Origin of the sequence: Pseudomonas sp. BIOMIG1BAC, from assembly GCF_001705995.2 — a bacterium.
Taxonomy (GTDB): Bacteria; Pseudomonadota; Gammaproteobacteria; order Pseudomonadales; family Pseudomonadaceae; genus Aquipseudomonas; species Aquipseudomonas sessilinigenes.
Genome location: NZ_CP049045.1, coordinates 3,020,820 through 3,042,461 on the forward strand (window position 1 = coordinate 3,020,820; position 21,642 = coordinate 3,042,461).

Here is a 21,642-nt window from a genome sequence, read left to right on the forward strand (position 1 = left end):
GCGCAGGCCTCTGTCGTCACCTCTGGCAGTGAGCCGTCAGGTTTCGCGCTGGCCGTTGACCAGGCGGGAAAGGCCCAGGGGATTGGCCTGCTGGATGGCCGGTTGCAGCAAGGTGTCCGGGAAGTTCTGATAGCAGACCGGTCGCAGGAAGCGGGCAATGGCCGCGGTACCGACCGACGTGGAACGGGCGTCGGAGGTGGCTGGAAACGGCCCGCCGTGGACCATGGCGTCACAGACTTCGACGCCTGTCGGCCAGCCATTGACCAGGATGCGCCCGGCCTTGCGCTCCAGGGTCGCCAGCAGGGCCCGGGCGGTCTCGGTATCGGCCTCGTCCAGATGCAGGGTCGCGGTCAACTGGCCCTCCAGGTGTTCGGCCACTTGCCTGGCCTGGGCGATGTCATCGCACTCGACCAGCAGCGAGGCCGAGCCGAAGATCTCTGCCTGCAGGGCCGGTTGCTCAAGAAAATCCCTGGCGCAAGTGACGAACAAGTGCGTCTGGCACTGGTTTGGCCCCGTGCCCTCAAGGCCTGCGCCCACCAAGCGCGCGTCGGCGTTGCTGGCCAGCTCTTGCAGGCCATGGCGGTAGGCCTTGAAGATTCCGGGCGTCAGCATGGTCTGGGCGGGACTGCGTTCGACAGCCTGCCGGGCGGTTGCGAGGAAGGCGTCCAGGGCTGGACCCTTGATGGCGATGACCAGTCCCGGGTTGGTGCAGAACTGACCGGCACCCTGATTGAGGGAGGCGATAAAGCCCTCGGCCAACGCCGCGCCACGGTTGAGCAGGGCATGCTCGAACAGGAAGACCGGGTTGATCGAACTCATCTCGGCATACACCGGGATCGGCTCGCGACGTGCCTGGGCCACTTGGGTCAAGGCTATGCCGCCGCTGCGCGAACCGGTGAAACCTACGGCCTTGATCCTGGGATCGCTGACCAGGCCCGTGCCGATTTCCACGCCGGAGCCGAACAGCAGCGCAAACACTCCCGGTGCCAGGCCGTGCTTGGCCACAGCTTGCTGGATCGCCTGGCCCACCAATTCGCTGGTACCGGGGTGGGCACTGTGCGCCTTGACGATCACCGGGCAGCCGGCAGCCAGCGCCGAAGCGGTGTCGCCGCCGGCCACGGAGAAGGCCAGGGGAAAGTTGCTGGCGCCGAACACGGCGACCGGGCCCAGGGCGATATGCCGCTGGCGCAGGTCCGGGCGGGGCAGTGGCTGGCGCTCGGGAAGCGCTTCATCGACCCGCACGTCGAGCCACTCGCCGGTGCGTACTGTGCGAGCGAAGGTGCGCAGTTGGAAGCAGGTACGGCCCACCTCGCCCTGGATGCGTGGGCGAGGCAAGCCCGATTCCGCCACCGCGCGATCCACCAGGGTGTCGCCCAGCGCCTCGATCTGTTCGGCGATGCTTTCCAGGAACGCCGCGCGCTCCTGCAGCGAGGTTTCGCGGTAGCTATCGAAGGCCGACCAGGCCAGCGCACAAGCCTGCTCGACATGCTCGCGCGAGCCACCGGGATAACCCGGCTCCAGTACCTGGTCGGTGGCTGGGTTGATGGCCTTGATCGCATCACGAGTACCTGGCACGGCTTGGCCGCCAATCAGCATATTTCCTGTCAGACCCATATCGGCCTCCTGAGGTAATGAACGTCCACCTGCCGGTTTTAAAGAATGCAGTGGCAGAGGAGGGGGAAATGAAAGCGGTGCGCCTGGGCGCACCGCTTCAGGGGAACATCTGCCGGGTGTCAGGCCAGGTTGTGTTCTTTGCTCCAGTTGGCGTACCAGGTACGGAACAGCGTGTACTGGGCCTCGGCATAGTTGCGCTGGGAGTCGCTCAGGGCATCGGTTTCGTTGAAGTGCAGGGTGTATTCCAGGTCGCCGTTGAGCACCATCAGGTGCTTGTAGTACAGCACCAGGTCGCAGCCCTCATCGAACGAGGACAGTACGTGCAGGGCCGACTCCAGTTCTTCGGCCAGGCGCCGGGCCTTGGCGTCGCCCTTGGCAGCCTGCTTGCTCAGGGCCACCAGGTGCAGCACTTCGCGAGGCAGCGCGTTGCCGATACCGGTGATGGAACCGGTGGCGTTGCAGTTGACGAAACCGTTCACCACATCGGTGTCGACACCGACCATCAAGGTGACCGCGTCATCCTTGGAGGTAATGAACTCAGCGGCATAACGGCTGGCTTCGGCGCCGCCGAACTCCTTGAAGCCGATCAGGTTCGGGTGCTCGCTGCGCAGTTCGAAGAACAGGTCCGCGCGAGTGGCAAAGCCATAGTAGGGGCTGTTGTAGATCACCGACGGCAGGTTCGGGGCTGCTGCGAGGATGGCCTTGAAATGCGCCTTCTGTGCGACCAGCGAGGCACCGCGGGACAGGACTCGCGGAATCACCATCAGGCCCTGGGCGCCGACCTTGGCCGCATGAGCGGCGTGGGATACGGCTTCCCGGGAGTTGACCGCGCCCGTGCCGACGATGGTTGGGATACCGGCCGCTACCAGGCGGGCAACGCCTTCCTGGCGCTCGGCTTCGGTGAGCAGGGGCCAGTCACCCATCGAGCCGCAATACACCACGGCGCTCATCCCCGCTTCGATCAGCTCGCGACCCTTGCGGACCAGGGCGTCGAAGTCGGGCTTGCGATCCGGGGTGCAGGGGGTCATCAGTGCGGGAATGGTGCCGGTGAAAATGTTGCTCATGACGCTACCTCATAGTTTTTAGGTGGTTGTAGCTACATCTATGGCACTGGCCATGAATGGCTGGGGACCTGTTCCAGTGGTCATAATCGAATATCGTATACGTTATATAATCGATGCCTTGGGAAGTAAAGCCTCGGTTGTCATTTCAAATGGCGGCGTTCTGGGTAAACGGCCTGGATTGCAGGGCTCATCAAAGCTTGCAGGCCAAGGGGCTCTTCCGTGAGCCGGGTCAGGGCGAGGGGAGTATCAGCGACTGGAGACCCGCGCCGCCGACGCCTTGTCCACCTCGCGCAGCGACATGCCACGGGTCTCCCTGGCGGCCGCCACGGCAATGATCGAGATCACGGCCGATGCCACCAGGTACCAGGCGATCGGCGTCGAGCTGTTGTATTCCTTGAGCAGGGTAATGGCGATCAGCGGTGCCAGGGAGCCGGCGAGAATGGGCGCCACCTGGTAGCAGAGGGACAGGGCCGTATAGCGCACATGGGTCGGGAACAGTTCCGACATCAAGGCGGAGTAGGGCGCATAGGTCATGGATTCGATAGCCAGCCCCAGGGTGATGGCGGCCATGATCAGCCAGTCGTTCCCGGTATCCATCATGGGGAACCCGACGAAGCCCCAGAAGCCGGTGAGTACCGCACCGATCAGGTACACCGGTTTGCGCCCGATGATGTCGGACAGGTAGCCCATGAAGGGAATCATGAAGAAGTGCAACAGGTGGGCGCCGAACATCAACAGCAGGATTTGCGAAGTGTCTTTGTGCACGACCAGCTTGAGGTAGGTGATCGAGAACGTGACGACGATGTAATAGAGGATGTTCTCGGCAAACCGGGCGCCGATGCCGATCAGCACTTCACGCCAGTATTTTGTGACGACCTCGACCACGCCCAGCTGCTCTTTCTCGATCTTGTGCTGGCGGGCCTGGGCTTCCTTGAAGATGGGGGCGTCATCGACCCGGGTGCGGATCCAGTAGCCGACCAGGACCACGACGGCGGAGAACCAGAACGCTACGCGCCAGCCCCAGTCAAGGAACTGCGCTTCGCTGAGATTGGATGACAGAAGCAGCAGGATCACCGTTGCAATCAGGTTACCGGCCGGGACCCCGGCTTGCGGCCAACTGGCCCAGAATCCGCGGCGGTTGTCCGGGCTGTGCTCGGACACCAGCAGTACCGCGCCTCCCCATTCACCCCCGAAGGCGAATCCCTGGATCAACCGCAGCAGCACCAGCAGGATGGGGGCGGCGTAACCGATGCGTTCGAAGGTGGGCAGGCACCCCATCAGGAACGTGGTGATACCGACCACCACCAGGCTGATCTGTAGCAGATGCTTGCGTCCGATCTTGTCGCCGTAATGACCGAAGACCAGCCCGCCGATCGGCCTGGCCAGGAAGCCTACGGCATACAGGGCGAAGGCCGCGATGATGCCATCCACCGCGCTACCGGTCTGGCGGAAGAACAATTGGCCGAACACCAGGGCCGAGGCGGTGCCGTATAGAAAGAACTCGTACCACTCGGCCACGGCACCGGCCATCGCTGCGGCCACCACTCGCTTGATCCCGGCGGGGGCCTTGCCCGCCGTTCGTTCCAGTTCGCTGGCTGTTGCAGAAGTCGTCGAGGTCATCAATGTCGCACTCCGATAGATCTTGTTAGAGGGGGTTGCCTGGGCACTGCGCCAGGCCTGGCTGTTGAAACAGTCGTCATATACTGTATTTCGTATACGATATATTTCAAAGCAAGATTGACGCCAGAACAGCCAGCCGCTCGCCATCGAGCTGCAAGCCTTGATTCTGCGTGTGTCAGATGTTGGCCTCGATGCAGGCCATGGGCGCGAGGGTGTTACGACAGGTGGCACCCGCCATGGGGATGCCACCTAACGGAGCAACCAGTAGCGGTCAGTGGGGCAGGTGTTCGTACAGGCTCTGGCAGACGCCGTTGATGTGCTCTTCGATCAGCTTGGCCGCGAGTTCGACATTCCCGCTGCGGCAGGCGGCGACGATGTCCTTGTGCTCGTGGTCGGCGCGATCCTTCCCGGCTGAAAGGCTCATCTGCATGCGCAGGTAGCGTTCGATCTTGTCGTGGATCGAGCGGATCAGGTTGACCAGGAAAGGACGCTGGGCCGGTTCGTACAGGCAGGCATGCAATTCCCAATTGAGTTCGGCCCAACGGCCGATGTCGTTCTCCCCGACGAACTCGGCGCAGATCGCTTCGGCCCGGGCAAAGGTTTCTTCGGTCATGTTGGGAACGGCCAGGCGGATCGCCTGGACCTCCAGTAGCACCCTCACTTCGAACATCTGGGCCAGCTCTGGCTCGGAGATCTTGGTCACCAGGGCGCCGCGATTGCGATGAAAGTCCACCAGCCCCTCGGCCTCCAGGCGCTTGAGCGCCTCGCGCACCGGAATCTTGCTGACATTGAACACCTGGGCGATGTCGTCCTGGCGCACCGGTTCGCCTTCAGCCAGGTGGCCGGAGATGATGGCTTCACGCAGGTGCTTGGCAATGATTTCCGAGGTCGAGGGCACGACGCCAAGGTTGGGGGCTTTGTGAAAGGGCAGGGGCACGAGGGTTACCGAGTGAGGATGAATGCGAATATCTTATACGAAATGCCGTGGGGGCCAAAAGATGCGCCGCTTACGCGCACCTCCCGGAATCAGCTCGCGATGATCAAGCAGGCCAGCTTCGAATCAGCAGGGCGGGATCGGAACGTCTTGTTTCAAACTGAAGAAAAGGCATCTTTCTTGGGCATGAAGAAGCGAGCGAACAGTTCGGATTGGGACTTGATGTTCAACTTTGCGTAGATGTTGCGGCGGTGAACCTTGATCGTTTCGGCCGACAGGCAGAGTTTTCCGGCGATCTCCTTGTTGGAGAAGCCACTGAGCAATAGCCTGAGCACGTCGCTTTCCCGCGTGGTTATCTGCGTGCCGAGTTGGGTAATGGTTTGCGACCATAAAGGCGCGCTGGTGAGGTGCTTCTCTTCCTCGATCTCGAAACTCATGCGCTGATGCATCAAGGCGATCACCCATGGCTTGATGATATCGAGCATGGTGATCTGGTCCTGGCAAAAGTGAGTGCTGCTACCAATGGAGATGCATAAGGTCCTGTCCCCGTCGAGTTGCGCGTTGTACTGCACTTCATCTACAGAAATGTATTGTGCAAAGTACTTGTGGTAGTACTCGGTTTCGAGGAAATACTCAGGAACGATATCCAACAAGTGAAAGAAACCACTTTGTGGGTTCTCTCGATTGGCTATGTAGAAAGGGTCCAGCAGATAAAGCCCCTTGACGTAACGCTGGGTAAATGCGTCCACCTCTTCGGCATCTGCTACTTCGGGGAGACTGACAACCTGAACTTGTTTGCTGCTGAAAATCAATACGACCCAGTTATCGACTTGTACATATTCATTCAATGTCCGAATAAGCGAGCTCCAGAACTCTGGACGATTCAACTGCATGATCAGTTTTCCAATCGATCGATGCCAGGCCAGGCTATGAAGGTCGAGCGGCATTTTCTACCCCTTTAGGGTTAGGGAGTCGTGGGCTAGAGGTAAGTATTCGTAGGTATTTACTATTCGTTAACCCCCGGTATATTCACGTTCGGGTGTTAACGATGGCCATGAGGGCACATCGGCTTGAACAAGGATGTTGCATGAGAAAGCTTCGTTTGCGAACCATTTTTTCGGCTGCGTTGCTGTGTGCGGGGATAAGCACATCGGCGGCCGCTGCAGAACCCGGGATGTACCTGTACAACTGGTTCGGGCTCCTCGCCCCACAGACTCCCAAGGAGTTCGAGCGGGACGCTGGCATCAGGATTCACATGGATGCGTTCGACAGCGCTGAAATCATGCAGAGCAAGGTCATGGCCGGGCGTACCGGATATGACGTGGTCGTGGCAACCTCCAACGTGTTGCCCAGCCTGATCCAGGCCGGCGTCCTGCAGCCGTTGGATCGCAGTCAACTGAGCAACTTGGCGCATATCGACCCAGATCTGCTGGCCCAGGTCGCGGTCAACGACCCAGGCAACCGTTATGCCGTGCCTTACTTGTGGGGAACCACGGGCATTGGCTATGACGTCGATAAGGTCAAGGCGGCGCTGGGCGATGATGCACCGGTGAATAGCTGGGACCTGATATTTAAAGAAGAAAACATCAGCAAGCTCCAATCCTGTGGCGTGGCGATGCTCGACTCGCCAAGCGAGATCATCTCGATTGCCTTGCATTACCTGGGACTTCCCAGCAACAGCAGAAACCCGGACGATTACCAGAAGGCTCAAGCCCTGCTGTTGAAGATCCGTCCCTACATCCTCTATTTCGACTCGTCCAAGATCGACACCGACCTGGCTGATGGCAATATCTGTGTTGTCGTGGGATGGGCCAACGGTGCCCTTGCTGCACAGGCCGTTAATGAAAAGGCCAACACCGGCCGCAAGATTACCTACAGCCTTCCTCGCGAGGGGGCACTGGTCTGGTCGGAAAACCTGGTGCTGCTAAAAGACGCTCCCCATCCGAAGGAAGGGCTGGCGTTCATCAACTACATGCTGCGCCCGGAAGTTATTGCCAAGACTTCAAACCATACGCTCTATCCTAATGCGAATAAGGATGCCACGGAGTTTGTCGAACAAAAGTTGCGGGACAACCCATGGATTTATCCAGACCGGAAAGTCGTTGCTGAATTGGTTCCGCTTGAGCCATTACCCTTGAAGCTGGAGCGAATTCGCACGCGGGTCTGGACCAAGGTGAAGAGTAGTATCTGATCCGGACCGATCATCTCAATGATTGTTCTTTGCAGGCTTTCACCCTCTACGAAAGCTTGCAAAGAGTTAAAGCAGCAAGTCGTTTCGATAAGAAGTTACTGGGAAATGCAAGGCGCTCCTCGCAAGTGTCTGCATGTCGTTGAACAGTCAATTACTTGTAATTGTTTACTGTTGTTCAAGCCCTGTTGGTCGCAATGGTGGCGAGGCAGTATCAGATTGATTCGCCCTGGACGTGGTTCTTCAAGTAGAGCCATGCCTGCATTGCTGTCCGCGACAGCATCAACTCAACACTTCATCCAATACGAGAACAGTGGATGCCCAGACCAGCCCATCAGACATGTTTCAGTTTGACAATCGACGGTCTCGAGCGCGACGTTCAAGTGCTCGCATTTAGTGGTGAGGAGGCAATCAGCAAGCCTTACTTCTTCAATATGGAGTGGCTTGCAAACCCTGGCCTGGACCTGGAAAGCCTGGTCGACGCCGAGGCGTTTCTGGGTTTCGACCCGCAGGGTAGGGGAATTCATGGGCGGATCTACCACATCGAGCGCAGTGGCGATCGCTACCGAGCGGTCCTCGTTCCGCACCTGTCCTATTTGCGCCACCGCATCAATCGCAGGGTCTATCAAGGATTCTCGGTGCCGAAAATCGTCGCCCTGATACTGGAGGAGCACGGCATCCTGGGCGATGCCTATCGGTTGGAGCTGAAGGCGACCTATCCCCAGCGTGACTACCGCACCCAATACGATGAAACCGATCTGCACTTTATCCAGCGTTTGTGCGAAGAGGAGGGGATTCACTTTCACTTCCAGCACAGCGCTCAAGGTCATGTACTGGTATTTGCCGACGACCGGACGGCTTTTCCCAGGATCGGGCAGGCCACGGCTCTAGCACAAGAGAACGGCTGGGTGGCTGGCGAACACATCCAGGTTCCGGGTGCGCGCACCCTGGAGCGCCGCTACATGGTTCATCGCCAAGTCGAGGGGCAGAGCAAACAGGTCTACCTGCACAGTGGCCATGTGGTGGAATGCTCGGATTGCCCAGGCCAGGGCAACGATCTATGGCTGCTCACCCAGGTCTTCCATGAAGGCCGGCAACCCGAGGCCTGGGACGATGGCGTCGAGCCCGGCGACGATGTGCTCCAGGGCTATCGCAACCGTTTTACAGCGCTGGCGTGGGAGGTGTTCCATCGTCCGCCCGTGGTTCATCACAAACCCCAGGTTCCAAGCAGCCAGGTCGCGGTGGTCATCGCCCTGGAAGATGAAGAGACACCCGGTGAGCCGCGCCCTGGACGGGTCAAGGTGCGGTTTCCCTGGGACCGTGAAGGTCGCTTTGATGACAAGAGCAGCTGTTGGCTCGTTGGCGCCGCCAGCGAATGCGGCCAGGTGAAACCCTTGCAGGTCGGAGAGGAGGTCACGGTCACCTTTGTTGACGGTGACCCCGATCAACCGCGGATCGGCGGCTGCCAGTGCTGTCGCTGAAAGGACCAGCACATTGCCTTGTGCGCGACCTGGTATTCACCGAGCGGCGAATGTTTTACCCGTGACGATGATCGAGTCCTCTTGCAGGTAAAGGTCGGTGATGTCGTTGATCACGACGTCGAGGCCGACTGAATTCGGAAACAGCGAATAGAACAAATCAAAGTACAGGTAGTCCCGGATCAAGCGCGCGGCCAGGTCGGGATGGTTTGTCAAAAGTGTCCTGAAACCTGGGTAGTCGATCGCTTCCAGCTCCGGGATGTCGATAAAGCCCTGGGCCAGGTCATCGCTCTGGCATTGGGCGGTAAAGCTGTCGGCGTGGTCCAGGAAATCCGGCGGGAGTTCACTGTGGCGGATGCGCAGCTCATAAGGGGTTGCTGCGATGGCCAGCGCTTCGCCGAAGCCCAGGCTGCGATAGCCGACGCTCTTCGGGTCGATGACTTGACCGGCCAAGGTGAATTTCATGGGGTGATTCCGATTTTCCAATGGGGTGAGCGTTTGTCGACCTGATCCTTGTGGGGCTCCCCGAACCCGGCGGCCGCAGGGTATCGAAGCGTGCGCATTCTCACATTGCTACCTATGCCCATGCCACTGTTCACATTCTGTCATCCACTCTCTGGCAGTATCGCCAAGCCTTACACCACCCATGACCATCCGCAACGGTTCAAGGAATGCAGTCGCGAAATCCAGGCGGTCCAGCACCGTGGAGCACCTACTACGAGCATCACAAGGAGCGTCCGGCCTCATCGCTGCTTCAGGCTGCGATGGCGCTTGCAAGCCCTTCGACAGGTTCGGCAAGAGCCATTGACCTGGGGTGCGGCGCTGGTAACGAAACCCGTGCCCTGATGGCGGCAGGGTGGGATGTCCTGGCGATTGACCAGGAACTTGGTGCAATCGAAAGGGCCAGGGCCATCGGCGCAGGCTTCCCATGCCGCGAATGCGTCGCTGTCGTGCAAAGGTTCGAGGACCTTGTGGCATTGCCGGCGGCCTCATTGATCCATGCCGGCATGTCGATGCCATTTTGTCATCCGCAAAGCTTTGAAAAATTCTGGACCACGGTCAGGGCTGCCCTGCTTCCCGGAGGGATCTTCGTGGGCCAGTTCTTTGGCGACAGGGATGGCTGGGCGGGTGATCCGTCGAGAACGTTTCATTCCGAGCCAGAGGTTCGTGCCTTGTTTCTCGATTTCGACTTGATCCACGTCCAGGTCCACGAGTACGACGGCCCCAGCCTGCGAGGGACCAAGCATTGGCACCGGATTGACGTGATCGCCCAACATCCCCTGTAGCCGCTGCCGAGCCTGTGAGGCTGCGATCGGCCGCCCAGCGGCCGTGGCTCCCTATGTATCTGGCCCAACGCGGCGCCCGGCCTGGTGGGCGCTGCGCACCCCTGCACAGCCTGCGGCAGCGGCTACACGAGCCTGTGCGGTGGTTGTAGCCCCTCCATATATCCGACCCAACGCAACCTGCGGCAGCGGTTGAATTGCAGTGATGGCAGTTTGATTTTCAGGTTGTGAATGAAGCTTTTATGACAAAAGTTCGGTAGCGCATAGCCACTTGGGTCTTGGGTATGTAACGCGCTTGAGGGGGCCGCAAGGCCACTTTTTTAAGCCGAGGCGGGATGCCGGGAGTGAGGCTATGGGGACTATGGAACGCTACTCGAAAGTGGGCATGCAGGAGCTGGACCAACGGCTGTCGAAGATTGTCGAAGCGGCTCGCAAGAAGACGGTCTCGGTCTATCGCTATGGCGCTCCGTGGGTCTGGATCGTGTCCCAGGATGATTGGCAGGGGGCCTTGAAGGAGGTGTCCAGCTACATCCCGCCGGGGCATTCGCTGGTGTTGCTGCGCCCGCAGATCGAGGAGTTGCTTGATCAGCAGGGCGACCTGTTCCTGAGCCTCCATGCCGAGGCCGGTATGTTCATCGCGCCGCGTACGGTGATGCACATCCTGTTGTTGCAGCTTTTGTACTCGGTCCAAAGCGAACAGCAGCTTTACGAACAGCTCAACTACAACCTGCTGTTCCGCTGGTTCGTCGGCCTGGGCCTGAACCAGAAGGTCTGGAGCTTCAGTGTCTTGAGCCGCGACATCGCCACGCTGCTGAACAACCCGCAGGCCGTGCAACTGATCCACAAGATCATCGGTGAAGTGTTCTGCGGCGCCCTGCTGCAGATGCCGGAGTTTTCGCTGAACTTCGCGCTGCTGCATACCTGGCTGGCACGCCACGACAACACCACGATCACCAGCAATTGAATCGGCCAAACGCTGTGCAAACGGCGACGGCAATGCGCGTGCGCGCGCCAATTTTCAGACTTCTAGGGGGCGGTGTGGAGCATCTGGGCAAATCAGGACGACCGGGCAGTGGCGGGCGCTGGTGGCCGTTGTGCGGTTGGTTGACGCTATTGGCGCTGGCGCCGGTGGTGCAGGCCGAGGAGGCCGGGCAGGCCGCCGTGGCCGAGACGGCACCAGCCAAGCTGGTGGACGTCAACGAGTACTTCGTACGCGGCAATACGGTGCTCGATGCCCGGGCGATCGAGGAGGCGGTGTACCCGTTCTTGGGCCCGCAAAAGGCCTTGAGCGATATCGAAGGCGCTCGCGATGCCTTGCAGAAGGTCTATCAGGCCCGGGGCTACCAGTCGGTATACGTCGAACTACCGGAGCAGAAGGTCGAGGACGGCATCGTCTACCTGCAGGTCAGCGAGACCAAGGTCGGTCGTGTGCGGGTCGTGGGCGCCAAGCACTATTCGCCGGTGGAGATCCGCGACCAGGTGCCGGCGCTCAAGGAAGGCCAGGTCCCGGACTTCGCCACGGTGCAGAGCCAGCTGGCCGGCCTCAATCGGGGAACGGGGCGCCAGGTCATGCCGTTGGTGCGCGAGGGCCAGCGCCCGGGAACCATGGATGTGGACCTGCAAGTGGAGGACCAGAATCCCTGGCGCGCCAGCCTCGGCCTGAACAACGACTACAGCGCCGACACCGAAAAGCTGCGCTCGGTGGCCAGCGTCGGCTACGACAACCTGTGGCAACTGGGCCACAGCGTGTCCCTGACCTTTTTCACCGCCCCCCAGGACACCGAGAACGCCAAGGTCTGGTCCGGTTCCTACACCGCACCGTTGACGGATCGCTGGAGCCTGCAGTTCTCCGGCTACCAGTCCGACAGCAACATCGCCACCATCGGCGGCAGCAATGTGCTGGGCAAGGGCCACTCCTATGGATTGTCGGCGATCTACACCCTGCCGGCCTCGGGCAACTGGGCCAACTTGTTTTCGCTGGGGGTGGACTTCAAGGACTTCAAGGAAGAAGTGCGCCTGGGCAACAGCCGCGATGAGATCCCGCTCAAGTACGCCCCGCTGACCTTCGGCTACAACGGTTACCGCTACAGCGAAAAGTCCCAGCTGGGCCTGGGGTTGAACCTGGTGATCGGTACCCGGCGCTCTTTCGGCTATGGCAGCGAGGCCCACGAGTTCCAGTTCAAACGCGATGAAGCCAGTGCCAGTTTCTCGGTGCTCAAGGGCGACCTGAACTTTACCTACACCTTCGACAACGATTGGCAGTCGGCATCCAAGAGCGCCTTCCAGCTGGCCTCGGGGCCGCTGGTGTCCAACGAGCAGTATTCCGCCGGCGGTGCCACGTCGGTACGCGGTTACCTGGCCGCTGAACGCACAGGGGACGAGGGCTACCTGTTTTCCCAGGAGCTGCGCACGCCGTCCCTGGCCAAATTCCTCGGCAGCTACGTGCAGGAATGGCGCTTCTACGCCTTCGCCGAAGGTGCCCGCCTGAGCCTGCATGAGCCCCTGCCGGAACAGGACGACGAATACAGCCTGGCGAGCGTCGGCCTGGGCACTCGCGCCAGCCTGAGCAAGTGGCTGTCCGGCAGCCTGGACTGGGGCTACCCGCTCAAAGACGGGCCCAACACCCAGAAACACGACCCGCGCGTGCACTTCAGTGTGCAGGCGACGTTCTGACTTTTTACGGAGAACCTCTTCCATGCAACGCTTATTCCTGAGCCTGTTGATCTGCCTGGGCTTCGTGCTCCCGGCCACGGCCCATGCCTGGTGGCAGGACGACTGGCACTACCGCAAGCAGATCACCGTGGACACCACGCCCCAGGGCGCCGGCATCAACGAGGCCTTGGGCCGCACCGCCTTGCTGGTGCGCTTGCACACCGGCAACTTCACGTTCGACGGGGTCAAGGAAGACGGGTCCGACCTGCGGTTTGTCGCCGCCGATGACAAGACCGTGTTCAACCATCAGATCGAGAGCTTCGACCCATTGATGGGCATGGCGCTGATCTGGGTCGATGTGCCCAGGGTCGAAGGTGGCCAGCGCCAGGATATCTGGATGTACTACGGCAACCAGAAGGCCCCGGGTACTGCCAATGGCCAGCTGACTTTCGATCCCAGCTACACCGCCATCTACCATTTCGATGGCAGCAATGGCACGCCCGCCAAGGACACCACCGCCTACGGCAACACCGCGCAGAACGCCACTGGCGCGGCCATCGAGGGCGTCATCGGCCGTGCCTTGCAGTTCAGCGGCCAGCCGCTGCTGTTGCCGGCCAGCCCGTCGCTGCAGCACAACGCCGGTGGGGCGTTCACCTTCAGTGCCTGGGTACGCCTGGACCAGGCCAGTGGCGAGCAGCTGTTGCTGGCCCGTCGCGAAGGTGCCTCCAGCCTGCTGATCGGGGTCAACCAGGGCGTGCCGTTCGTGGAAGTGGATGGCCAGCGCGCGGTGTCCACCCAACCGTTGAATCCGGGGCAATGGCAACACCTGGCCTTGAGCGGGGAGGGCAGCAAGCTCGCCCTGTACGTCAATGGCCGCGAGACCGCGAGCCTGGCCCAGGCCATCGCCAGCTTCAACTCGGTATTGGCCATCGGTGCCGACCTGCCGCCGGCCCCTGGCGCCGAGGCCAGTCATTTCCTGCCGTTCACCGGGGCGCTGGACGAGTTGCGGCTGTCCAAGGTGGTACGACCTGCAGCGCTGATTCTTGCGGATGCAAGTTCCCAGGGGGCCGAGTCGAAGCTGGTGGCCTACGGCGTCGATGAAGAACAGTCCGGTTTCGGTTTCGGCAGCCTGGGCTTCCTGCTCAAGGCGGTACCGATGGATGCCTGGGTGATCATCCTGGTGCTGGTGGCGATGATGATCCAGTCCTGGGTCATCATGCTGCGCAAGAACCGCATGGTCAGCCGTGTCAGTGCCGCCAATGCCTTGTTTCGCGAGCAGTTCGCCAGGGTCGGCACGCGCCTGGAAATGTTCGCCGATGACCAGGCCCTGGCCGAGCGCCTGGAGCAATCCTCGCTGTGGCGCCTGTACCTGGTGGCGGTCAAGGAGATCCGCACCCGCCGCGAGCAGGGCGCCGATACCTCGTCGGTGTCGGCGGCCACTATCGAGGCCATCCGCTGTTCCATGGACGGGGTGCGCACCCGCGAGAACCAGCAACTGAGCGCCAAGCTCTCGACCCTCTCCAACGCCATCGCCGGCGGCCCCTACATCGGCCTGTTGGGCACGGTGCTGGGGATCATGGTGGTGTTCCTCGGTACCGCCATGGCCGGCGACGTCAACATCAATGCCATCGCCCCGGGCATGGCTGCGGCCTTGCTGGCCACCGCCATGGGCCTGTTCGTCGCGATCCCGGCGTTGTTCGGCTACAACCGCCTGATCACCCGCAACAAGGAAGTGGGGGCCGACATGCGGGTGTTCGTCGATGAGTTCATCACTCGCCTGGCGGAACTGCATGGCGAGAGCCAGCAGCACGAGAACGCCCACTGGCGCGTCAGCCACAGCAACGCATCGGTCCCGGCCTGAGGAGAACTGCCATGGCTTCCGTGAACGCCTCCCATGACGACGAAGACGATGCCGCCGTCGACAGCATCAATATCACGCCCCTGGTGGACGTGCTGATGGTGGTGCTGGTGATGTTCATCCTCACCGCCACCGCCCAGGTCTCGGGCATCCAGATCCATCTGCCCAAGGCCAGCGCCTCGGTGTCCCTGTCGGAGGCCAAGACCAAGGCCATTTCGGTGAACGATGGCGGCCAGGTGTTCCTCGACGCCTACCCGGTGACCCTGGGCGAGCTGGAAGAGCGCCTGCGCATCGAGAAGGCGCAGAACCCCGACTTCCCGATCATCGTCCGCGGCGACGCCACGGTGCAGTACCAGAAGGTCATCGAAGTCCTCGACCTGCTGCGCCGCCTGGAGTTGTCCCAGGTCGGCCTGGTCACCGGCAAACCCCAGGGCTGAGTCATGACCGCACAACAACCGATCCAGCTACCGCCCGTTCAGCGCAAGCCGAGAGTCGTGCGCGTGCTCAAGTGGGGAGTCGGGCTCCTGCTGGCTGGCGCTGCCGCCTGGCTGCTGTGGCAGTGGGCCAACGACATGGCCGGGGTGCGCCGGGAAGCGCCGAAGGTGCCGACCATCATCCCGTTGCCGCCACCACCGCCGCCACCTCCACCGCCGCCGGAAAAGCCCAAGGAGCCAGACCCGGTGGAAGAAAAGGTGCCGGAGCCCGAACCCACGCCGACCCCCGAGGAGGTCAAGCCGGAGGAAGAGGCGCCGCCATCGCCGGCGGACGACCTGGCCAACCCGATGCAGATCGACGGTGATGCCCAGGCTGGCAACGATGCGTTCAACATCGGCGCCGGCAAGGGTGGCGGCATGGCCGGCTCCGGTGGCGGCGGCCTGGGCACCGGAACCTACAAGCAATACCTGGCGGCGACTTTCCAGCGAGTGCTGCGCGAGGACCCTGAGCTGCGCAAGAAGGCCTATGCGCTGCAGGTGGACCTGTGGCTGGGCGCTGACGGCCAGGTCACCCGGGTCGTGCTGGCCCATTCCAGTGGCGATGCCCAGACCGACGAACAGGTACTGGCGGCACTGCGAGCCACGCCGCGCTTGAAGGAACGCATGCCGGCTTCCCTGACCTTGCCTGTGCGCCTGTCCCTCAAGGGCCGGCGCCCGGATTGATCGAACCTCTTTTGCAGTTTCTACAGGAGTTGTGTGCAGATGATTTCCACCATGAATCGATTGACCCTGGCGCTCGGCATGGTTGCCCTGACCCTGGCCGGACAGGCCACGGCCGCCGCGACCGCGCCCTCGGAGAACGCCACGATCAACCTGATCCGTCTGTTGGTGCAGCAGGGAGTGCTGAAGCAGGAGCAGGCCGACGGGCTGATTGCCCAGGCCGAAAAGGAGGCCCAGCAAGCCCGCCAGGCCAACGCTACAGTGGCTGCGGTGGCCGCCAGCGGACCTGCGGCAGCGCCGGGAGACGTGCGGGTGCAGTACGTACCGGCGATTGTCCGCGACCAGATCCGCGACCAGGTCAAGGCCGAGGTCATGGCCACCGCCAAGCAGGAGAACTGGGCCCAGCCCAATACGTTCCCGGATTGGGTCTCGCGCATCACCTTCGATGGCGACATTCGCCTGCGCAGTGAGTCGCGGTTCTTCGCCGACAACAACAGCAACGAGATCGTCGACTACGCCAAGCTCAACGACAGCGGCCCCTACGACGTCAACAAGGACACCAACAGCAAGCTGCCGCCGCTGCTCAACACCCGTGAAGATCGTGACAACCTGTTCCGCCTGCGGGCCCGCCTGGGGATGAAGGCGGTGATCTCGCCGGAATGGACCGCCGGCATCCGTATTGGCACGGGGTCGGACAACAATCCGGTGTCCACCACCCAGACCCTGGGCGGCGGCTTTGGCAAGAAGGACATCTGGCTCGACCAGGGCTACCTGACCTGGAAGGCCACCCAGGACCTGACCCTGACCGGCGGGCGGATCGCCAATCCGTTCTATTCCACCGACATGCTGTATTCCAACGACCTGAACTTCGACGGTGTGGCGGCGATCTTCAACCACAAGCTCAACAGCGACTGGGGGCTGTTCGGCACGGTCGGTGCCTTCCCGGTGGAATACACCAACGACACGGCCACCAGCAACGGTTTCGACAAGAACGAAAGCGATACCAAGTGGCTGTTCGGCGGGCAGATCGGCGCCAACTGGAAGATCAACCGCAGCAACAGCCTCAAGGGCGCACTGGCCTACTACCGCTTCGACGATATCGAAGGCCAGCGCTCCAGCCCCTGCAAACCATGGGCCGGCGCCCCGGGCTGCGATACCGACGGCTCGCGCGTGGCCTTCATGCAGAAGGGCAACAGCGTATTCCTGTTGCGCAATATCGCGCCCAACCCGGCCACTCCTGGCCTGACCCCGCAGCCGCAATATGTGGGCCTGGCCTCGAAGTTCGACGTGCTGGACCTGAACCTGGCCTGGGACACCGAGCTGCCGGATGACCTGCACCTGCGCACCCAGGGCAACTACATCCACAACCTGGCCTACGACAAGGCCGAAATGCTCAAGCGCAGCGAAGGCCAGATCGTCAACAACATCAATCGCAATGGCGAGTTCGAGAGCGGCGCCAATGCGCTGATGCTGCAGTTCACCCTGGGCAACGCCCTGGAAATGAAGAAGGCCGGCGACTGGAACCTGCTGGCTGGCTACAAGTACATCCAGCCCGATGCCTTGCCCGATGGTTTCAACGACTCTTCGTTCCACCTGGGGGGCACCAACGCCAAGGGCTACTTCCTGGGCGGCAACTACGGCATCGACAAGAACATCTACGCCACGGCCCGCTACATGAGTGCATCGCAAGTCTATGGGCCGCGTTATGAAGTCGACGTCATGCAGCTAGAACTCAACACGCGCTTCTAAGCGCAGGGAGGATGGTTATGAACAGCCGGACAAGGGCAGGGGCCCTGGGCCTGTTGCTGGCCTGTGGCGTGTTGGCCAGCGCGAGCGCCACGGCCGAGGGCATGGAGGAGCGCCTGCGTACCCAGTTGCGCAGCACCACTCAGCAACTGCAGGCCTTGCAGAGCGAGCAGGCCCAGGCGGCCGCCGCGCGGCTGGCCGCCGAGAATGCGGCCAAGGAGGCTCAGGCCCAGGTCAAGCAACTGAGCGCCGAACTGGCCAAGGTCCGCGGCGTGGCCGAGCAACTGGCGGGCCAGCAGCAGAACCTGCAGAGCCAGGCCCAGGCCCAGGCTGTGGCCAACAGCGAGCAGCTGGGAAAATTCAAGAAAGCCTACGACGAACTGCTGGTGCTGGCCCGCGGCAAGGAAGCGGAGCGCGCCAAGCTCCAGGCGCAATTGAACGAACGTGACACACAAGTGCAGCAATGTGCGGTCAAGAATCAGCAAATGTATGGCATCGCCAAGGAAATCCTCACCGCCTACGAGAAGATCGACGTGGCTGAGGTGGTGAAGATCCGTCAGCCTTTCGCTGGCAGTGCTAGGGTCAAGTTCGAGGAATTGGCCCAGGGCTTCGGTGATGACCTGTACCAGACTCAGTTCGACGCTCCCCGGGCGGCGAGCGCTCATTGATTACCAAGGAAGATATGAACATGACTCAAGCAACCTTGATTACCAGCGTAACCACCGACAGCCTGACCGAGCTTTTGCAAGGCGCCGGCTACAGGGTCAACCAGACCGAGCAGAACGGCATCGTGCAGTTGCTCAGTGCCAGCCAGGGCATCGGCTATGCCGTGCGCTTCGGCAATCCGGCGGGGGAGTCGGGACACTATGTGGACTTCACCTACAGCTGCGCCCTGCGGGTCCAGGGCGAGCTGCCGGCCGGGCTGGCCGAGTTGTGGAATGCTTCGCGGCGCTTCGCCCGGTTGTCGCTGCAGGGTGAATTCCTGGTGATGGAGATGGATGTGGTGGTGGCCGGGGTCAGTGACACTCACCTGCGCAGCCAGCTGGAGCTGTGGGATCGCCTGCTCCAGGAGTTCATCGTCTACCTGCGCGAGTACAGCCAGCAGGCCGCTCGCCTGCAGGCCCAGGCCGAACAGGGCGATGCGCCGCAACCTGCCAGTGCTGAAGAGGTAGCGGCCCTGTGAAGAAGCCGACCCTGGTGGTCGGTGCCGGGGCACTGACCTTGCTCGGCCTGGCGCTGGGGCTGGCCTTGCGGCCGGGCAGCGACCCGGTGGCGGCCCAGCAGCCGGCATCGGCGCTGCTGCAACAGTCCCAGGCCAGTGGCCCGGCGGTGGCGCGCCTGGGCTCCCAGCAGGTCGCGGCAACGGAGCTCAAGGCCCTGTTCGCCAGCCTGCCCGAGGCGTCCGGCCAGCAATTGCGAGCCAATCGCCCGGCCCTGGAGGCCTGGATTCGCTCGCGCCTGGCGGAAAAGGCGGTACTCGAGCAGGCCGATGCCCAAGGCTGGCGCCAACGTCCGGACGTGGAGCAGCAGACGCGCGCAGCCACCGAACAGATCGTCTTTCGCGACTATTTGCAGTCGGTCAGCCAGGTACCGGCGGACTACCCCAGTGCGGCCGAGTTGCAACAGGCCTATGACAGCGGCAAGTCGGCCTGGCAGACCCCACCGTTGTACCGGGTCAGCCAGATCTTCCTGGCGGTCAACGAGCCCCAGGCGCTGGAGCAAGTGCGGCGCCTGGCCCAGGAACTGAGCAAGAAGGCGCAGGCGGCCCCGGCCGAGTTCGCGGCCCTGGCCGCGCAGTACTCCCAGGACCCGGGCACAGCCCAGCGCGGTGGGGACTCGGGCCTGCAACCCTTGCAACAACTGGTGCCGGAAGTACGTGGCGCAGTGGCCCGGCTCAAGGTGGGTGGGGTTTCCGAGGTGGTGCAGAGCGCGGCGGGCTTTCATGTGCTCAAGCTCACCGAGCAGCAGCCGGCACGCACTGCCAGCCTGGATGAGTTGCGTGATCAGCTGACCCAGGCCCTGCGTGCCCAACGTCAGGAACAGATCGCCAAGGCATACCTGGAAGGCATGCTCAATACGGCGACCCTGAGCATCGACGGTGCAGTGCTCAACCAGGTCCTGGAGGAAAAACTGTAGAAAACGGCCCATGTGGGAGCGGCACAAGCGGCGCCGGCCATCTTGCGAGGCTCGGCGCCGGCCGTCTCCCCATGTCCTCTCGACGGCGGGCCTACGACCGCCAATACCGGCGCAAGCCAAGGAAGCAACAGTCAACAAGACAGGGAGTCATCGATGTCATTTCTCGAACCTGCTCCACTCCTGGGGGGCGCGCCCTACACCGTTCCCCAGGAACCCCGGGAAGCCTGGCTGGCCCTGGCCGCCGGGATCGATCCTGAGGTCGCCCAGTATTTTCTGGTCAGTGCCCGTTGCGGTTGCTTCATGCAGGCCGCCCGCAGCCTGAACATCAAGGCCACGCTATTGCGCAAGCAATTGGCCTTGTTGGAGGAACACTTGCGGCGCTCGCTGTTCTGCTACCAGGGCAACGCCCTGAGCCTGAGCCGCGAGGGCCTGCAACTGCAGGCGCAATTGATCGCCCTGGCGCACCAGCGACGCTTGCCAGTGGTGGAGCAACCCCTGATCCGCCTGGCTGTTGCGGAAACCATCCTGCACGACATTCTTGGGCGCGACCTGATCGCCTTGTTGCGGCGCAATGCCAGCGCACGCCTGGAGATCATTTCCATTGACAGCGATCTGTCGCTGCGTGCCCTGAGCGCCGACCTGGTGCTGTGGCTGGCCGCCGAGGATTCCCCGCTGCCGGGCCCCAGTTTCGCGATCCGCGAGCCCCAGCCCCTGGCGCGCATCGGTTATTTGCCGCATATCGCCAAGCGCTACTCCCGAGTCGCTGCGCGCCCGGACAGCCTCGATGACCTGACCGACTACATGCTGGTGCAGTGGCAGCACGATCGCCAGATCGAACCCTTTCGGCCCTGGAACAGCCTGGTGGAGCAGCGGTTGGCCGGGGTGGTGCATGTGCATTCCTATGAGCTGATGCTGGAAATGATCCGTTGCAGCGCCTGCATCGGCCTGCTGCCGCAGTACATCAGCCGTTTCGACCGTGGCCTCACGGCCTTGCCCGGGTTGTTCAACGAACACATGCAACGTCGCGCCTGGCTGGCGGTGAACGCCGAAGTAGAGCATGAGGAACAGGTGCAGCAATTGGTCGACCTGATACTGCACACCTTCACCGAGCGCCAGGAGTGGTTTGTCTAAGGGCCATTCATGGTTGGAGTGTTTCGACGTGCTCGCAGGCTGCCCATTGATCGGCGGCACCTTGCCGGAAGGTGGGGTGTCGTACGCAGTTGCGGCTGTCGCCACGGGAGGTGGTTGGTTTTGCGCTGAAGCTTAAGTGCAAGCCTGTATCGGAACATCCCACGTCGCCATACAGGCAATCTGGCATTCACCTGTCTGGCCAGAATAGCTTCGGGAGTTTTACACTCGGTGGCCATTTGTATAGCAAGGACGACTGCACCATGGCCAACGACCACCCCCGGATCATCATCGAGCGCGCCACCGAAGCCCATGTCGACGGGCTGACCGTGCTGTACAGCACGCCCAGTGTGGCGGCCCAGACCCTGCAGATGCCTTATCAGTCCCGCGAGCTGTGGCGCCAGCGCCTGATCCAGCGGGCTGACAACGAGCGCCTGGTGTCCCTGGTGGCCCTGCATCAGGGCACGGTGATCGGCAGCTGCAGCCTGGAGCAGATGGCCCGGGTGCGCCGCGCCCATTGCGCGAGCATCGGCATGGGGGTGTCGCCGGAGTGGCAGCGCCAGGGCATCGGCAGCCGACTGCTGGCGGCGGTGCTGGAGGTGGCGGACAACTGGATGAACGTGCACCGGGTCGATCTCACGGTGTATGCCGACAACCTGCCGGCCATCGGCCTGTATCAGAAGTTCGGCTTCGAGAGCGAAGGCCGCCTGCGTGATTACGCGGTGCGTGGCGGCCAGTTTATCGATGTGCTGAGCATGGCCCGCCTGCGGCGCCCGGCCTGACTCAT

The 21,642-nt window shown here is 62.1% G+C and carries 20 protein-coding genes; 14 read left to right on the forward strand and 6 right to left on the reverse strand.

Annotated elements, in window-relative coordinates:
- Nucleotides 1-36 precede the first annotated feature (36 nt).
- From ATY02_RS14430 to ATY02_RS14450, 5 genes are all read right to left on the reverse strand, one after another.
- Complete coding sequence (locus ATY02_RS14430) at nt 37-1,614, reverse strand: aldehyde dehydrogenase (NADP(+)) (protein ID WP_068587112.1); 1,578 nt, start codon at nt 1,612-1,614, stop codon at nt 37-39.
- A gap of 119 nt (nt 1,615-1,733) precedes the next feature.
- On the reverse strand, nt 1,734-2,678 hold the full coding sequence (locus ATY02_RS14435; protein WP_068587111.1) for a dihydrodipicolinate synthase family protein: 945 nt from the start codon (nt 2,676-2,678) through the stop codon (nt 1,734-1,736).
- A 246-nt stretch (nt 2,679-2,924) separates the two neighbouring features.
- A complete protein-coding gene (gene abaF, locus ATY02_RS14440; RefSeq protein WP_068587107.1) occupies nt 2,925-4,298 on the reverse strand; it encodes a fosfomycin efflux MFS transporter AbaF in 1,374 nt (457 codons plus the stop codon).
- A gap of 271 nt (nt 4,299-4,569) precedes the next feature.
- Nucleotides 4,570-5,229 (reverse strand): GntR family transcriptional regulator, encoded by a 660-nt coding sequence (locus ATY02_RS14445; RefSeq protein ID WP_068587144.1) that lies wholly within the window; start codon nt 5,227-5,229, stop codon nt 4,570-4,572.
- Between the two features lie 158 nt (nt 5,230-5,387).
- Nucleotides 5,388-6,179 carry a helix-turn-helix transcriptional regulator gene (locus tag ATY02_RS14450; RefSeq protein ID WP_068587106.1) on the reverse strand — a complete coding sequence of 264 codons (792 nt, stop codon included), beginning with the start codon at nt 6,177-6,179 and terminating at the stop codon, nt 5,388-5,390.
- 140 nt (nt 6,180-6,319) lie between these two features.
- On the opposite strand from ATY02_RS14450, the gene ATY02_RS14455 reads away from it, so the two are divergent.
- Nucleotides 6,320-7,423 carry a polyamine ABC transporter substrate-binding protein gene (locus tag ATY02_RS14455; protein WP_068587105.1) on the forward strand — a complete coding sequence of 368 codons (1,104 nt, stop codon included), beginning with the start codon at nt 6,320-6,322 and terminating at the stop codon, nt 7,421-7,423.
- Between the two features lie 314 nt (nt 7,424-7,737).
- Nucleotides 7,738-8,901: a contractile injection system protein, VgrG/Pvc8 family gene (locus ATY02_RS14460; protein ID WP_068587101.1), complete on the forward strand. Its 1,164-nt coding sequence runs from the start codon at nt 7,738-7,740 to the stop codon at nt 8,899-8,901.
- A 36-nt stretch (nt 8,902-8,937) separates the two neighbouring features.
- On the opposite strand, the gene ATY02_RS14465 is transcribed toward ATY02_RS14460, so the two are convergent.
- Nucleotides 8,938-9,363 carry a hypothetical protein gene (locus ATY02_RS14465; protein WP_068587099.1) on the reverse strand — a complete coding sequence of 142 codons (426 nt, stop codon included), beginning with the start codon at nt 9,361-9,363 and terminating at the stop codon, nt 8,938-8,940.
- Between the two features lie 206 nt (nt 9,364-9,569).
- Here ATY02_RS14465 and ATY02_RS14470 point away from each other — a divergent pair, with 206 nt between their 5' ends.
- The 12 genes from ATY02_RS14470 to ATY02_RS14525 all read left to right on the forward strand — a co-directional run bounded on the left by ATY02_RS14470 (nt 9,570) and on the right by ATY02_RS14525 (nt 21,637).
- Nucleotides 9,570-10,184: a class I SAM-dependent methyltransferase gene (locus ATY02_RS14470; RefSeq protein ID WP_068587097.1), complete on the forward strand. Its 615-nt coding sequence runs from the start codon at nt 9,570-9,572 to the stop codon at nt 10,182-10,184.
- Nucleotides 10,185-10,533: 349 nt separating this feature from the next.
- Nucleotides 10,534-11,145, forward strand: a complete 612-nt coding sequence (locus ATY02_RS14475; protein ID WP_068595625.1) for a transposase — start codon at nt 10,534-10,536, stop codon at nt 11,143-11,145.
- 74 nt (nt 11,146-11,219) lie between these two features.
- Nucleotides 11,220-12,854, forward strand: coding sequence for a ShlB/FhaC/HecB family hemolysin secretion/activation protein (locus tag ATY02_RS14480; RefSeq protein ID WP_416220659.1), 1,635 nt, complete (start codon nt 11,220-11,222; stop codon nt 12,852-12,854).
- Between the two features lie 22 nt (nt 12,855-12,876).
- Nucleotides 12,877-14,694, forward strand: coding sequence for a DUF2341 domain-containing protein (locus ATY02_RS14485; RefSeq protein WP_068587093.1), 1,818 nt, complete (start codon nt 12,877-12,879; stop codon nt 14,692-14,694).
- A gap of 11 nt (nt 14,695-14,705) precedes the next feature.
- Nucleotides 14,706-15,128, forward strand: a complete 423-nt coding sequence (locus ATY02_RS14490) for an ExbD/TolR family protein (protein WP_053129146.1) — start codon at nt 14,706-14,708, stop codon at nt 15,126-15,128.
- 3 nt (nt 15,129-15,131) lie between these two features.
- Entirely contained in the window at nt 15,132-15,848 is a 717-nt protein-coding gene (locus tag ATY02_RS14495) for an energy transducer TonB family protein (RefSeq protein WP_068587087.1), read from the forward strand.
- Nucleotides 15,849-15,887: 39 nt separating this feature from the next.
- Nucleotides 15,888-17,594: a putative porin gene (locus ATY02_RS14500; protein WP_068587086.1), complete on the forward strand. Its 1,707-nt coding sequence runs from the start codon at nt 15,888-15,890 to the stop codon at nt 17,592-17,594.
- A gap of 17 nt (nt 17,595-17,611) precedes the next feature.
- Nucleotides 17,612-18,259, forward strand: a complete 648-nt coding sequence (locus ATY02_RS14505) for a DNA repair protein (RefSeq protein ID WP_068595636.1) — start codon at nt 17,612-17,614, stop codon at nt 18,257-18,259.
- A 20-nt stretch (nt 18,260-18,279) separates the two neighbouring features.
- Nucleotides 18,280-18,774 (forward strand): YbjN domain-containing protein, encoded by a 495-nt coding sequence (locus ATY02_RS14510; RefSeq protein WP_068587084.1) that lies wholly within the window; start codon nt 18,280-18,282, stop codon nt 18,772-18,774.
- Nucleotides 18,771-19,727, forward strand: a complete 957-nt coding sequence (locus tag ATY02_RS14515; protein ID WP_068587082.1) for a peptidylprolyl isomerase — start codon at nt 18,771-18,773, stop codon at nt 19,725-19,727. The genes ATY02_RS14510 and ATY02_RS14515 overlap by 4 nt, the downstream gene beginning before the upstream one ends.
- A gap of 153 nt (nt 19,728-19,880) precedes the next feature.
- The gene (locus ATY02_RS14520; protein ID WP_068587073.1) at nt 19,881-20,858 is read left to right on the forward strand and encodes a LysR family transcriptional regulator; all 978 of its coding nucleotides are present in this window, start codon (nt 19,881-19,883) and stop codon (nt 20,856-20,858) included.
- A gap of 260 nt (nt 20,859-21,118) precedes the next feature.
- Nucleotides 21,119-21,637, forward strand: coding sequence for a GNAT family N-acetyltransferase (locus tag ATY02_RS14525; RefSeq protein ID WP_068587074.1), 519 nt, complete (start codon nt 21,119-21,121; stop codon nt 21,635-21,637).
- Nucleotides 21,638-21,642 lie beyond the last annotated feature (5 nt).